This is a genomic window from Streptomyces sp. NPDC059037 (assembly GCF_042740015.1).
Taxonomy (GTDB): Bacteria; Actinomycetota; Actinomycetes; order Streptomycetales; family Streptomycetaceae; genus Streptomyces.
Genome location: NZ_JBHYIG010000062.1, coordinates 22,958 through 35,895, shown reverse-complemented (window position 1 = coordinate 35,895; position 12,938 = coordinate 22,958). Strand labels below are relative to the sequence as shown.

Annotated in this window: 13 protein-coding genes; 6 read left to right on the top strand and 7 right to left on the bottom strand. The window is 70.9% G+C overall.

The features are described from left to right. Positions 1-103: 103 nt before the first annotated feature. Positions 104-1,033 carry a mycothiol synthase gene (mshD, locus tag ACFWY6_RS15740; protein WP_384689877.1) on the bottom strand — a complete coding sequence of 310 codons (930 nt, stop codon included), beginning with the start codon at positions 1,031-1,033 and terminating at the stop codon, positions 104-106. Between the two features lie 218 nt (positions 1,034-1,251). Between mshD and ACFWY6_RS15735 the strand changes: the two genes are divergently transcribed. The 3 genes from ACFWY6_RS15735 to ACFWY6_RS15725 all read left to right on the top strand — a co-directional run bounded on the left by ACFWY6_RS15735 (position 1,252) and on the right by ACFWY6_RS15725 (position 4,765). Beyond that, positions 1,252-3,066, top strand: a complete 1,815-nt coding sequence (locus tag ACFWY6_RS15735; protein ID WP_384689874.1) for a bifunctional metallophosphatase/5'-nucleotidase — start codon at positions 1,252-1,254, stop codon at positions 3,064-3,066. Between the two features lie 109 nt (positions 3,067-3,175). Next, positions 3,176-4,501: a DUF2993 domain-containing protein gene (locus ACFWY6_RS15730; protein WP_384689871.1), complete on the top strand. Its 1,326-nt coding sequence runs from the start codon at positions 3,176-3,178 to the stop codon at positions 4,499-4,501. A gap of 57 nt (positions 4,502-4,558) precedes the next feature. Beyond that, positions 4,559-4,765, top strand: coding sequence for a DUF5988 family protein (locus tag ACFWY6_RS15725; protein WP_384689868.1), 207 nt, complete (start codon positions 4,559-4,561; stop codon positions 4,763-4,765). Here ACFWY6_RS15725 and ACFWY6_RS15720 read toward each other — a convergent pair. The 6 genes from ACFWY6_RS15720 to ACFWY6_RS15695 form a co-directional block, all read right to left on the bottom strand. Next, on the bottom strand, positions 4,762-6,153 hold the full coding sequence (locus tag ACFWY6_RS15720) for a sensor histidine kinase (RefSeq protein ID WP_384689865.1): 1,392 nt from the start codon (positions 6,151-6,153) through the stop codon (positions 4,762-4,764). The two genes, ACFWY6_RS15725 and ACFWY6_RS15720, sit on opposite strands and share 4 nt — an antisense overlap. 26 nt (positions 6,154-6,179) lie before the next feature. Then, complete coding sequence (locus ACFWY6_RS15715; protein ID WP_135330944.1) at positions 6,180-6,902, bottom strand: response regulator transcription factor; 723 nt, start codon at positions 6,900-6,902, stop codon at positions 6,180-6,182. Between the two features lie 44 nt (positions 6,903-6,946). Continuing rightward, positions 6,947-7,168, bottom strand: coding sequence for a hypothetical protein (locus tag ACFWY6_RS15710; protein ID WP_384689861.1), 222 nt, complete (start codon positions 7,166-7,168; stop codon positions 6,947-6,949). Positions 7,169-7,208: 40 nt separating this feature from the next. Next, a complete protein-coding gene (locus tag ACFWY6_RS15705; RefSeq protein WP_384689858.1) occupies positions 7,209-8,192 on the bottom strand; it encodes a S1C family serine protease in 984 nt (327 codons plus the stop codon). 114 nt (positions 8,193-8,306) lie between these two features. Then, positions 8,307-9,329: a LacI family DNA-binding transcriptional regulator gene (locus tag ACFWY6_RS15700; RefSeq protein ID WP_365502363.1), complete on the bottom strand. Its 1,023-nt coding sequence runs from the start codon at positions 9,327-9,329 to the stop codon at positions 8,307-8,309. Between the two features lie 23 nt (positions 9,330-9,352). After that, entirely contained in the window at positions 9,353-10,177 is an 825-nt protein-coding gene (locus tag ACFWY6_RS15695) for a response regulator transcription factor (RefSeq protein WP_384689855.1), read from the bottom strand. A gap of 264 nt (positions 10,178-10,441) precedes the next feature. Here ACFWY6_RS15695 and ACFWY6_RS15690 point away from each other — a divergent pair, with 264 nt between their 5' ends. The 3 genes from ACFWY6_RS15690 to ACFWY6_RS15680 are packed head-to-tail and all read left to right on the top strand — an operon-like array spanning position 10,442 to position 12,800. Further along, positions 10,442-11,311 carry an alpha/beta hydrolase gene (locus tag ACFWY6_RS15690; protein ID WP_384689852.1) on the top strand — a complete coding sequence of 290 codons (870 nt, stop codon included), beginning with the start codon at positions 10,442-10,444 and terminating at the stop codon, positions 11,309-11,311. A gap of 20 nt (positions 11,312-11,331) precedes the next feature. Next, positions 11,332-11,586 (top strand): MoaD/ThiS family protein, encoded by a 255-nt coding sequence (locus tag ACFWY6_RS15685; protein WP_266864956.1) that lies wholly within the window; start codon positions 11,332-11,334, stop codon positions 11,584-11,586. An 8-nt stretch (positions 11,587-11,594) separates the two neighbouring features. Then, positions 11,595-12,800 (top strand): hypothetical protein, encoded by a 1,206-nt coding sequence (locus ACFWY6_RS15680; RefSeq protein ID WP_384689848.1) that lies wholly within the window; start codon positions 11,595-11,597, stop codon positions 12,798-12,800. Positions 12,801-12,938 lie beyond the last annotated feature (138 nt).

Here is a 12,938-nt window from a genome sequence, read left to right as displayed (position 1 = left end):
GTTCTTTCTCCACCCCTCCCGTTTGTTCGTGGTTTCCATGTCTTCGGGTGGGGTGGTTTTCCCCTTGACCCCCCCCCCCCCCCTTCCTGCATGCCTACGTCCCTCAGGACTCCGTCCGGTACATCAGATCCGTCTCGTGCGTGATGAACCCGAGCCGTTCGTAGACGCTCACCGCCGCCTTGTTGTCCGCGTCCACGTACAGCATCGCCGTCGGAAGCCCTGCCGCCGCGAGGTGGTTGAGGCCGATCGTCGTCAGCGCCTTGCCGAGGCCGCCGCCCTGCGCGCCCGAGCGCACCCCGACGACGTACACCTCACCCAGCTGCTCGTCGGCGTGCACCTTGGTCCAGTGGAAGCCGACGAGCTCGCCGTCGCTCTCGCGCTCGGCGAGGAAGAACCCCGCGGGGTCGAACCACGGCTCCGCCTTGCGGTCGTCCAGGTCGCGCTGGGTGAGCGAGCCCTGCTCGGGGTGGTGGGCGAAGGCGTCGGCGTTCACCGCGAGCCAGGCCGCGTCGTCCTGGCCGGGGACGAAGGTGCGTACGGAGACGCCTTCCGGAAGGACCGGCTCGGGCAGATCGAGATCCCCCAAGGTCCGCCGCATCTGCCGCAGTTCACGGAAGAGGGTCAGGCCAAGGACCTGCGCCAGGTGCCGCGCGGCGGAGTGCCCGCCGTGCGCCCAGATCCGCAGCCGGCGGCCGGACTCGCCGAGCAGCGCCGTGCCGAGCGCGCGGCCGTGCCCCCGGCCGCGGTGCGCGGGGTGCACGACCAGCTCGGCGGCGGGCGCCTCGATGGGGTCGGTGTCCTCCAGCTGCGCGTACCCGATGAACTCGCCGTCGACGCTCAGCAGCAGATGCCGCACCCCCGTCCGCGCACCTCCCCGCAGCTGCAGCCGCCCCTGCTCGGAGACGGCCTGCTGGCCGTCCGCGCGGGCGGCGTCCGCGATGAGCCCGAGCACGGCTTCGGCCTGGGCGGGGGTGAGGGCGTCGACGGTGTCGATCTGCCGCATGGGGACGGGAGGCTGCTGCTCGTCAGTCATGGTGTCGAGGGTACGGCGGCGGCCGGTCCCGGAGCAGTTCACCGGACGTACGTGATGCCGCACCGGCCCCGCGGGCGCTTTGTCCCAAGCGCCCGTAACGCCGTCGATGGCAACCGGCCCGTAACCGGCAACCCCCTGTCGCGCTACGCGCGTTGACCCTAGGCTGCGCACGGAGTGTCACCGCCTCCAGCCGTCTCACACCCATCCCAGGGGGACACGTGTCAGTCACACCACAGCCGCGCAGAACCAGACGCCGGGCCACCCGGCTGCTCGCCGTCGCCGCCGGTATCGCCACGCTCGGCGCGATGGCGGCCGCGCTGCCCGCGAACGCGGGGCAGGACCACGCGGGCGGAGCCGCCGCCAAGAAGCGCATGGTCGATGTGCAACTGCTGTCCTTCAACGACTTCCACGGCAATCTGCAGCCGCCGGCCGGTTCCTCGGGCCAGGTGACGGAGAAGCAGCCCGACGGGACCGAGAAGAAGATCGACGCGGGCGGCGCCGAGTACCTCGCCACGTCGCTCCGTACGGCCCGCAAGGACAAGCCCTACAGCGTGACCGCGGCGGCCGGTGACCTCATCGGCGCGAGCCCGCTGCTCTCCGGCCTCTTCCACGACGAGCCGACCGTCGAGGCCATGAACAAGCTGGACCTCGACGTCACCAGCGTCGGGAACCACGAGTTCGACGAGGGGGCCAAGGAGCTGGCCCGTATGCAGAAGGGCGGCTGTCACCCCAAGGACGGCTGCTTCGAGGAGGGCAAGGAGTTCAAGGGGGCCGACTACCCCTATCTCGCGGCCAATGTGACCGACGAGAAGACGGACAAGCCCATCCTCAAGCCCTACTGGGTGTGGAAGCACAAGGGCGTCAAGGTCGGCTTCATCGGAGTGACGCTTGAGGGCACGCCCGACATCGTCTCCGCCGACGGCGTCAAGGGGCTGAAGTTCCACGACGAGATCAAGACGGTCAACAAGTACGCCAAGGAGCTGGACAAGCAGGGCGTGAAGTCGATCGTCACGCTGATCCACGAGGGCGGCTCGCCCGCGAGCCAGGCGTACAACTACGACTGCGACTCGCCGGGCGCGGGCGACGGCATCTCCGGACCCATCACCGACATGGCCAAGGGCATCACGCCCAAGGTCGACGCGCTGGTCACGGGCCACACGCACTCCGCGTACGTGTGCACCATCCCGGACCCGGCGGGCAAGCCCCGCATGGTCACGTCCGCCTCCTCCTACGGGAAGCTCTACACGGACACGACGCTCACGTACGACCGGAAGACGAAGGACATCGTCCGTACGTCGGTGAAGTCGGCGAACCACGTCGTCAGCCGTGAGCAGGCCAAGGCCAAGGACATGACCTCGCTCATCGGGCGCTGGAACAAGCTGGCCGAGCCCGTCGCCAACAAGCCCGTCGGCTTCATCTCCGCCGACATCCCGGGGCGCGGCGCAGGCGCCCCCGAGGCACCGCTCGGCGACCTGATCGCGGACGCGCAGCTCGCGCACGGCAAGTCGCTCGACCCGGAGACGGATCTGGCGCTGATGAACCCGGGCGGCATCCGCTCCGACCTCGTCTTCAAGGCGAGCGGCAGCGAGGGCGACGGTGTGGTGACGTACGGCGAGGGCTTCACCGTGCAGCCGTTCAGCAACACGGTCAATCTCGTCGACCTCACCGGCGCGCAGCTCATCACCGGCCTCAAGCAGCAGGTGAGCGGGCCCAACGAGGCGTCCCCGAAGATCCTGCAGATCTCGGACGGTCTGACGTACACGCTCGACATGACCAAGACCGGCGCCGACCGTGTCGTCACCGACTCCATCAAGCTGGGCGGCAAGGCGATAGATCCGGCCGCCACCTACCGTGTGGCGATGAACTCATTCCTCGCGGGCGGCGGCGACGGCTTCCCCGAGCTCGGCAAGGGTGCGAAGCCGCTGGTCGGCGGCGATGACCTGAAGGCGTTCAACGAGTACCTGACCGCCAACTCCTCGGCGGACAAGCCGATCACGCCGCCCAAGGCGGACAGGATCACCGTCGTGAAGTGAAGCGGTAAGTGAATGACGCGTTAACAAGCGCACTCAGTAAGTGGCCGAAAACGGTACTTACCGTAAGTGAGGCTTGGGGTGGGGTGTGAACGTATGGTGAAATCAGCTGATGCGTTCCCCCCACCGCGTGGCCACGCTTCCGCCCGATCACAACCAGGCCTACCCGTCTGATGGTTGGCACGCCGAATCGGTTCCCCCCGAAGCACCAGACGCATCGGCATCAGCAGCATCAGCAGCAGGCGAGTCGCCCGCGGAAACGACCGCTCCGCTCAACCCGTACGACGAGCTGGGCGCCCTCGCGTCGCCGAACCCCCTGGAGGAGTTCCTCCACGAAGAGGCCGACGGCACGGACGAGGACGACGCCCCCTGGCAGCCTCCGAACCACCGCCGCCGCAGCCGCCGCCGCAACCGCTTCGCCGGGCTTCCGCTCGCCGGGAAGGCCGTCGTCGCCCTGCTTGTCGCCACCGCCTTCCTCGCGCTCGGAGACCGCTGGGCCCTGCTCTACGCCGAGCACGAGGCCGCGGAGAAGCTCAAGGATTCCCTGCACCTGAGCGCCGCGCCCGAGGTCGACATCGAGGGCTTCCCCTTCCTCACCCAGGTGCTCGACCAGCGCGTGGACAAGGTCAAGGTCACCGTCCCCGACGTCGCCGCCGACCGGATCTCGCTCGCCCAGGTCTCCGCCACCGCCACCGACGTACAGATAACCGGCGACGGACCCACCGACATCAAGGGCGCCCTCATCCGGGAGATGCACGGCGAGGTGCTGCTCTCCTTCGAGGACCTCAACCGCGAACTGGGCGCGTCCCAGGTCACGTTCAGCGGCCACGGCCGCGACCAGGTGCTCGCCCGCGGCACGCTGCCCGTCGCGGGACACGACCTGAAGGTGCGCGCCGACGCCCGCATCCAGCGCAACGGCGACCGCGGCATCTCCACCGACATCGGCCGGATGAGCCTGCAGATCGGCGACCTGGCGACCTACCGGCCCGGCACCCGCGAATCCGAGGGCCTGCACCTCACCAAGGCCACGGCGGACCGGCTCACCAAGGAGACCGCCAAGGCGAAGGCGCTGCTCTCCGTCCCGTCGATCGTCGACCGGCTCGGCGTCCCCGACTCCGTGGTGAGCGGCGCCCTGCAGAGCGACGCCAAGCTGAACGAGCTGGTCGGCTCCCCGCGCTTCGTCAACGACGTGATGGGCCTCAACCTCATCGACGTCGCGATGGGCCACCCCGAGCTCCTGAAGAAGCTGGGCCTGGACCCCGCCCTCCTCAAGGGCCTCTCCGAACTCACCCGCCCCGTACTCGCCGACCGCCTGACGCTCGCCTTCCGCCTGCCGAAGCTGCCCGGGTCGGGCAACGTGTGGCTGCAGGACGTCAGCGTGCGGAAGGACGGGATCAGGGTGCAGCTGATCGGGGCGGGGCTCGGCATCGGCAAGTGAGGCCGCGCCCCGGCGCGTCACCGAAGAGCCGGACTGCCCTCCGGGGAGACTCTCCGCATGACCAACACACCGAAGGCGGTCCTTGAGGGCGGCCCCAGCGATCTGCCCGAACGGATCGTCGACATCACCCCGCCCGGAATCGAGCTCAAGATCGAGTTCCGCGGCGGATACGAGCATTTCCGCGTCACCGCACGCCACCAGGACACCCCCGAAGGCAGCCTGCCTGTCTACGAATGGTGGGAACGCACCGAGATGGCGGGTTAAGCACCGGCCTGATCAGGCGTTTTCGGCGGCGGAGCAGCCGCTCCGGGGAGGCGCACCGTCGCCACGGTGCCGCCGCCCGACGCGGGCCGCAGCTCCACCTCGCCGCCGGACTGGTGCACCGTGCGGGCCACGATGGACAGGCCGAGGCCGGAGCCGGGGAGGCTGCGGGCCGATGGGGAGCGCCAGAAGCGGTCGAAGACGTGCGGGAGCTCGTCGGCCGGGATGCCGGGGCCGTGGTCGCGGACGGTCAGCGTGCCGGCCCGAAGGGCCACCTCGACCGTCGAGCCCGGCGGCCCGAACTTCACCGCGTTGTCCAGGATGTTCACGATGGCCCGCTCGAGCGCCGCCGGCTCCGCGCGCACGAACCAGGGCGCAAGGTCCGCGGTGAACGTCAGCTCGGGCCCGCGCAGGCGTGCCCGCTCCAGGGCCGCATCCACGATGTCGTGCAGCGCGACCACCTGGACCTTGCCGCCGCCGGGCCCCGCGTCCGTACGCGACAGCTCCTGCAAGTCCCCGATCAGCGCGGCGAGTTCGGTCATCTGCGCCGTGACGGACGCGAGCAGCGCCTTGCGGTCGTCGGGCGGAATGGCCCGTCCGGTCTCCTCGCTGCGGGCGAGCAGCTCGATGTTCGTACGGAGCGAGGTGAGGGGGGTGCGCAGCTCGTGCCCGGCGTCGGCGATGAGCTGCTGCTGCAGGTCGCGCGAGGAGGCGAGGGACGCGGTCATGGAGTTGAACGACTCCGAGAGCCGGGCGATCTCGTCGTCGCCGTCGACGGGGATGCGGAGGTTCAGGTCCTCGGTGCGGGCGACGTGCTCGACGGCCATGGTGAGCTCGTCGACGGGGCGCAGGCCGGTGCGGGCCACCCACAGGCCCGCGGCGCCGGCGCCGATGACGCCGATTCCGGCGACGAAGGCGAGCAGCAGGGCGAGTCTGTTCAGCGGGGTGTCGACCTCTGAGAGCGGACGGGACAGCGAGACGGTGACGTTGCCCTGTGTCTGGGTCAGAACGCGCACCGGCTGGCCGCTGTCGGTCCTGCCGTCGTGGAGGGTCTGCTCCCGTAGACGCTGGGCCACCACCAGGTCCGAGTCCTCGACCACCACGGGTGTGGAGCCGCGTCCCACGCAGCGTGTGCCGTCCGGCTGGACGACCTGCACGAAGACGGTGGTGGTGCCCGGCGCTGTCTCGTCGTTGGGGGACTGACCGGTGTCGCGGCAGTTGGCCACCGTCTCCCCGAGGTAGGCGCCGCCCACGTTGAGGCTGCGCAGTGAGTCGTCCATCTGCTCCCGGAGCTGGTCGCGGGTCAGCAACCAGCACGACACCGCGACGGCCGCGACGGCCAGTGCCACCGCGGATGTCACCAGCAACGCCAAGCGCGAGCGCAACGGCATGGCACGGTACCGCCGGACGAGCCCTTTCACTCGCCCGCCCGCAGCACGTACCCCACGCCCCGCACCGTGTGCACCAGCCGCGGCTCGCCGCCCGCCTCCGTCTTGCGGCGCAGGTACATCACGTACACATCAAGGGAGTTGGACGACGGCTCGAAGTCGAAGCCCCAGACGGCCTTGAGGATCTGCTCGCGGGTGAGGACCTGGCGCGGGTGCGCCAGGAACATCTCCAGGAGGGTGAACTCGGTGCGGGTCAGCTCGACCGTCCGCGCCCCGCGCGTCACCTCGCGCGTCGCCAGGTCCATCCGCAGATCGGCGAAGGCGAGGGTGTCGCCCTCCTCGGCCTGCCCGGACGCGGCCGCGTACGAGCTGCGGCGCAGCAGCGCCCGGATGCGGGCGAAGAGTTCGTCGAGCTCGAACGGCTTGACCAGGTAGTCGTCGGCGCCCGCGTCGAGCCCGGTGACGCGGTCGCCGACGGTGTCGCGTGCGGTCAGCATCAGGATGGGCGTGGTCGACCCGGTGGCGCGGAGCCTGCGCGCCGCCGTGAGGCCGTCCATGCGGGGCATCTGGATGTCCAGTACGACGAGGTCGGGCCGGTAGGCGGCGGCCTTCTCCAGGGCGTCGGCGCCGTCGACGGCGACCTCGGTGCCATACCCCTCGAAGGCGAGACTGCGCCGCAGTGCCTCCCGCACGGCGGGCTCGTCGTCGACGATCAGGATGCGCTGCTGCTGTTCGCCTTCGGCGGGGCTCATCGGTGTCGGTTCCTCGGGTGCGTGGGTCTCGGACGGGTCCTTCATCAGCCTCGCACGCGGGCGCGGGGCTTGCGGCGCGCGGCGGTGCGCGGGGGTGCCGCCACTTCGGGGGCGCGTTCCTTCGCGGTCGCGCCGTGCAGCTCACGCGCGACCGTCAGCGGGAGGCCGAGGCCCGCCGGATCGGTGTCGGGCCGCCCCCAGCCGATGCTGACGGCGAGCGCGTGCCGGGCGCGGTTGACGGTGATGACGGTGCCGGTGCCGGTCATGGGGGGCCTCCTGAGGTCGTACGAAGGGTGTGCCGCGGGGTCAGTCGGTGGAGCCGGCCCGCAGCGTGTCGAGGTCGGCCTTGACCGTGTTGACCGGGATGGCGAAGCCGAGGCCGACACTGCCCGAGCCGGATTCGCCGCCGCCCTGGGCCGAACTGGGCGAGTACATCGCGGAGTTGATGCCGATGATGTTGCCGTTCATGTCGATGAGGGCGCCGCCGGAGTTGCCGGGGTTGAGCGAGGCGTCGGTCTGCAGGGCCTTGTACGTGGTCTTCGACGAGCCGGTGTCGCCGTTGAACTGCTCGCCGCCGTACTCGAACGGCCAGCCGCCTTCGCCGCCGCCCGGCTGCTGCTGTCCCTCGCCCGTCGACACGGTGACGTCGCGGTCGAGGGCGGAGATGATGCCGCTGGTGACGGTGCCGGTCAGGCCCTCGGGGGAGCCGATCGCCACGACGTCCTGGCCGATCTTGACGTTGTCCGAGTCACCGAGGCTCGCGGCCTTCAGACCGGACGCGCCCTGGAGCTTGATCAGCGCCAGATCCTTCTTGCTGTCGGTGCCGACGACCTTGGCGGTGTACGACTTGCCGTCGTTGGTCGTGACCTTGACCGACGAGGCGCCGGAGATCACGTGGTTGTTGGTGATGATCTCGCCGTCGTCCGTGATGATCACGCCGGAGCCGGTGGCGGAGCCCGCGCTGGACTTGGCGCTGATCTCGACGATGCTGGGGCTGACGGCCTCGGCCACGCCGGAGACGGTGCCCTTCTGGCTGGTGGGCACGACGTCCGTGCTGGTGGCGCTGGAGCTCGACGAGCTGTCGTCGCCGGTCAGCTCCTGGAACGCGTAGGCGGTGCCGCCGCCGATGGCCGCTGCCGCGATGGCCACGGCGGCGAGGAGTGCGAGGGGGCCCTTCGCCCGCCGGCGCGGGGGCTTCGGGGGCTCTTCCGGTGCGTAAGCGGGCGGAGGTGGGTACGCGCCCTGCGGATGCTGAGGGTACTCGCCGCTGTGGCGGAAGGTGTCGGTCATGGGATCCAGGCTGCGGGGCGTTCATGAGAGGAGGCTGAGTACGCCCTGAGAACCCCGGTAAAACCGCGTATGCCCGTTGTAAAGACCCTCCGGCTGCCCTGGCTGGGGCAGGCGTCAGTTGCAGCCGCAGGACTGGCGGACGACCAGCCGCGAGGGGAACAGCTTCAGGCGCTCCCGGCGGGATCCCGCCACCCTCAGGCCGTCGTCCAGGACCAGGTCCACCGCGGCGCGGGCCATCGCGGGGCGGTCGGAGGCCACCGTGGTCAGGGGCGGGTCCGTCAGACCCGCCTCCTTCACGTCGTCGAAGCCGGCGACCGCCAGCTCCCCGGGCACGTCGATGCGAAGCTCCCGCGCCGCCCGCAGCACACCGATCGCCTGGTCGTCGGTCGAGCAGAAGATCGCGGTCGGGCGATCGGGGCCCGCGAGCAGCCCCAGGGCCATCTGGTACGCGTCGTAGCGGTTGTACGGTGCCTCGAAAAGACGCCCCTCCACCGAAAGACCGGCCTCCCGCATGGCCCGCCGCCAGCCCTCGACGTGGTCGGAGACGGGGTCGCCGACGGTCGGGGTCTCGGCCGTGCCGCCCACACAGGCGACGTACTCGTGGCCGTGCTCGAGCAGATGCCGGGTGGCGAGCTGCGCGCCGCCCAGGTCGTCCGTCACGACCGCCACGTCGTCGATCGCCTCGGGCCGCTCGTGAAGCAGCACGACCCGCGCGTCCCACGCGTCGATCTCGGCGGCGGCCTGATCCGTGAGGCCGTGGCTGACGAGGATGAGGCCGGAGACCCGCATGCCCAGGAACGCCCGCAGGTAATGGGCCTCGCGCTCGTCCACGTAGTCCGTGTTGCCGACGAGCACCATTTTTCCGCGCTCGGACGCCGCCTGCTCCACCGCGTGGGTCATCTCCGCGAAGAACGGCTGCCGGGCGTCCGGCACGATCATGCCTATGAGGTCGGTCCGCCGCGATGCCATGGCCTGGGCGACCCGGTCCGGCCGGTACCCCAGCTCTTTGATCGCGGCGAGTACACGCTCGCGCGTGGCCGGGGCAACCGGCCGGGGTCCGTTGTTGATCACGTAGCTGACGACGGCGGTGGAAGTACCCGCAAGTCGCGCCACGTCATCCCGAGTCACCTTGGCCACGCGCGGAGTCTACGCGGATGGAACTACCGCTGGGCAGGGCGTACGGCAGCTTCCTTCGGCGGAGACACGGGGGCGGGCGCCGTGGCGGGTGCCGCATTCCCCGCGGCCTCCTCGCGCTCGCCCTCAGCCCGCGGCCTCGCCGCCTTCGCCTTCTCCTCGTCGGCCGCACGTTCGACCTTCTCGGGCGTGACGAAGCGGTAGCCGACATTTCGGACGGTCCCGATGAGCGACTCGTGCTCGACGCCGAGCTTCGCGCGCAGCCGCCGAACGTGTACGTCGACCGTCCGGGTGCCGCCGAAGTAGTCGTAGCCCCAGACCTCCTGGAGGAGCTGGGCGCGCGTGAAGACGCGGCCCGGGTGCTGCGCCAGGTACTTGAGCAGCTCGAACTCCTTGAAGGTCAGGTCCAGGACCCGGCCCTTCAGCTTCGCGCTGTACGTCGCCTCGTCCACGGAGAGATCGCCGTTGCGGATCTCCATGGGGGAGTCGTCGGCCACGATCTGCTGGCGGCCCATCGCGAGACGGAGCCGCGCCTCGACCTCGGCCGGACCTGCCGTGTCGAGAAGTACGTCGTCGATGCCCCAGTCGGCGGTGACGGCCGCGAGGCCACCCTCCGTCACGACGAGGACGAGCGGACAGCCAGGGCCCGTGGAGCGGAGGAGCTGGCAGAGGCTGCGGACCTGCGGGAGGTCACGGCGGCCGTCGATCAGGATGACGTCGGCACCAGGGGTGTCGACGAGGGCCGGGCCTTCGGCGGGGGCCACCCGCACGTTGTGCAGCAGCAGGCCGAGGGCGGGAAGCACCTCCGTCGACGGCTGAAGGGCATTGGTGAGGAGCAGCAGAGAACTCATCGCTGCTCACCTGCCACGGTCGTCTTACGGTCGTGCACGGTTCGCTCGCCCATAACGTCGGTTCCTCCTCGGTCCCTGCGAGGACGTTTACGGCACTGCTTCGTACTGATTCCTGCGGCGGGGAGCCCGCGCCCTGGGCTTCCCCTGTGCGGTTCCTCCGGATTCGTAACGACCGATTCGCTCGTTCGTATACAAGGCCTCAGAAAGCACGAAAGGACCCGGGGGCTTCGCTGCCCGGATCCTCTGCCAAGGAGAATAGCCCACATGACTTCCGGTCCGGCAGGCCAAGCGGCGGGATCTTCTGTGCCGCCGATCACTCGCATTCCCTCCCGTGTTCAACGGCGCGCAACGCTCCGTACACGGGACGGCGTCGACATCGACGCCGCGTACGACCCCGGACCCGACCCCGCGGGCGACCTTGCGATCGTGCTCGCGCACGGCTTCACGGGCGACCTGGAGCGGCCTCACGTGCGCCGCGCGGCGGGCGTCTTCGCGCAGCGTGCGGCCGTGATCACCTTCTCCTTCCGGGGGCACGGGGCGTCCGGCGGGCTCTCCACGGTCGGCGACCGCGAGGTGCTCGATCTGGCGGCCGCCGTGGAGTGGGCGCGGTCGCTCGGGCATGCGCGGGTGGTGACCGTGGGCTTCTCGATGGGCGGCTCGGTGGTCCTGCGGCACGCGGCGCTCAGCGGTTCCGCGCACGGGGGGCGCACGGAAGCGCGGGTTGACGCGCAGATCGACGCGGTGATCGCGGTGAGCGCGCCGGCCCGCTGGTACTACCGGGGGACCGCGCCGATGCGGCGGCTGCACTGGCTGGTGACGCGGCCGGTGGGGCGGGCCGTGGGGCGCCTTGGCCTGCGGACCCGTATCCACCCGGACGAGTGGGACCCGGTCCCGCTCTCGCCGGTCGAGTCGGTCCCGCTGATCGCGCCGACGCCGCTGCTCATCGTGCACGGCGACCGGGACCCGTACTTCCCCGTCGACCACCCGCGGATGCTGGCCGCTGCCGCGGCGGGCGGGGCGGAACTGTGGCTGGAGGCGGGGATGGGGCACGCCGAGCACGCGGCGGACGACGCGCTCCTCGGTCGGATCGCCGAGTGGGCCACGGCATCATGGACGTCGGCAACCGCCGACTGACCGACCGAGAGGAGAGCCGCATGGTGAACGGCACCATTCGTTACTGGGCCGCGGCCAAGGCGGCCGCGGGGATCGCCGAGGAGCCGTACGCGGCCGGGACGCTCGCCGAGGCGCTGGACGCGGCGCGGGAGCGGCACCCCGGGGAGCTCGTCCGTGTGCTGCAGCGATGCTCGTTCCTCGTCGACGGTGACCCCGTGGGGACCCGTGGGCATGAGACGGTACGGCTGGCCGAGGGCGGCACGGTCGAGGTGCTCCCGCCGTTTGCAGGAGGGTGAGGCGCGCCATGAGCGATCAGCCGTATCAGGGGTACGAGGGGTACGAGGGGTACGAGGGGTACGAGGGGTACGACCCCTATCAGCAGCAGGGGTATCCCCCTGAGCAGCAGTACCCCCCGGAACAGCAGCAGTACCCCCAGCAGGGGTATGCCCAGGACGCCTACACCCAGCAGTGGGAAGGGCAGACCTGGGACACGCAGATCCAGCCTTCGCCTGTGGCGGACGTGACGGATACGGCGTATCTGCCTCCGCAGGCCGCCGCGTCGTACGGCGCCCCTCCGCCCGTCTATGCGGAACCCGGCAGTGAAGGCCATGCCCACCCTTCCCCAAGCTCTCAACTTCGTTCGAGCAGGGGAGACCCCACTCGCCCTGCGGGACGCCTGCCCATGGAACCGGCGGCGGACACCGCGTCCGCATCTGACAGCTACGGCCCCGCCACCACCACCGGCAACCCCCGGATCACCGACGCCCAGCGCGCCCGTGCCGAAGGGCGTTCGCCGATCATCGAGCCGGGGATTCAGCCCGCGGGGATCACCGCCGTGCTCGGGCTGCTGCTTGCCGGTGGTGCCGCCGTCGGGCAGTACGCGCTGCTCGTGCCGCTGGTCATCCTGCAGGCCGTCACCGCCGCCGGATGGTTCCGGCTGAACGGGATGTGGCCCGCCCGGCAGGGCATCGCGCTCGCCTTCCTCGGTGGTGTCGTCGCCGACATCGCGCTGCTCGCCATCGGCAAGGAGAACGCGCCCGCCGCGATCCTGGGCACCCTCGGCGTCTGGGTGCTGCTCGTGCTGGTGCTGCAGCTGCGCAGCCGTGCCTCCGCCGACGAGCGGATGTACGGGCTGATGGCCACCGTCGCCTCCGCCGCGCTCGCGATCGTCGCGGCCGGGCACCTCGCGGCGGCGGACGAGGCCGTGACGGTGGGTGCCATCGCCGTGGCCGTGGCCGTCCTGGCCCGCGCCCTTCCGCTGCCGACGGCCGCCTCCGTGGTCGTCGCGCTGCTCGCCGCCGCCGGGGCGGGCGTCGCCGTCGGCGGCATGACCGACTACGGCAGCAAGGGCGCCCTGCTGGGCCTCGGCGCCGGTGTCTGCGCGCTGATCGGCCACCGGGTGGCCAGCTATGACTACCCGTCCCGGTTCGTGCACATGACGGCGGGCGTCGCCCTGCCCCTCGCGGCCGCGGCCCCGGCCGTCTACGTACTCGGCCGTGTCATCGGCTGAATCGGCGTACAACTGATCGTCACAGCTGATCGACAGGTCCCCGGGGGGGGCCCCCCCCCCGGGGGCGCGGCCTGTTGAGGGAGGGCCGGGCAGCGGGGGGGGGGGGTCAACCCGCAATAGGACACCCCCCCGGCGACA

Bases quoted from the DNA above. Each gene is read 5' to 3' on its own strand.
- ACFWY6_RS15715 (WP_135330944.1), bottom strand. From the start codon at position 6,902: ATGAGCCCCGCCGAAGGCGAACAGCAGCAGCGCATCCTGATCGTCGAC.
- ACFWY6_RS15695 (WP_384689855.1), bottom strand. From the start codon at position 10,177: ATGAGTTCTCTGCTGCTCCTCACCAATGCCCTTCAGCCGTCGACGGAG.
- ACFWY6_RS15680 (WP_384689848.1), top strand. From the start codon at position 11,595: ATGAGCGATCAGCCGTATCAGGGGTACGAGGGGTACGAGGGGTACGAG.
- ACFWY6_RS15690 (WP_384689852.1), top strand. From the start codon at position 10,442: ATGACTTCCGGTCCGGCAGGCCAAGCGGCGGGATCTTCTGTGCCGCCG.
- ACFWY6_RS15710 (WP_384689861.1), bottom strand. From the start codon at position 7,168: ATGACCGGCACCGGCACCGTCATCACCGTCAACCGCGCCCGGCACGCG.
- ACFWY6_RS15720 (WP_384689865.1), bottom strand. From the start codon at position 6,153: ATGCCGTTGCGCTCGCGCTTGGCGTTGCTGGTGACATCCGCGGTGGCA.
- ACFWY6_RS15725 (WP_384689868.1), top strand. From the start codon at position 4,559: ATGACCAACACACCGAAGGCGGTCCTTGAGGGCGGCCCCAGCGATCTG.
- mshD (WP_384689877.1), bottom strand. From the start codon at position 1,033: ATGACTGACGAGCAGCAGCCTCCCGTCCCCATGCGGCAGATCGACACC.
- ACFWY6_RS15685 (WP_266864956.1), top strand. From the start codon at position 11,332: ATGGTGAACGGCACCATTCGTTACTGGGCCGCGGCCAAGGCGGCCGCG.
- ACFWY6_RS15730 (WP_384689871.1), top strand. From the start codon at position 3,176: ATGCGTTCCCCCCACCGCGTGGCCACGCTTCCGCCCGATCACAACCAG.
- ACFWY6_RS15705 (WP_384689858.1), bottom strand. From the start codon at position 8,192: ATGACCGACACCTTCCGCCACAGCGGCGAGTACCCTCAGCATCCGCAG.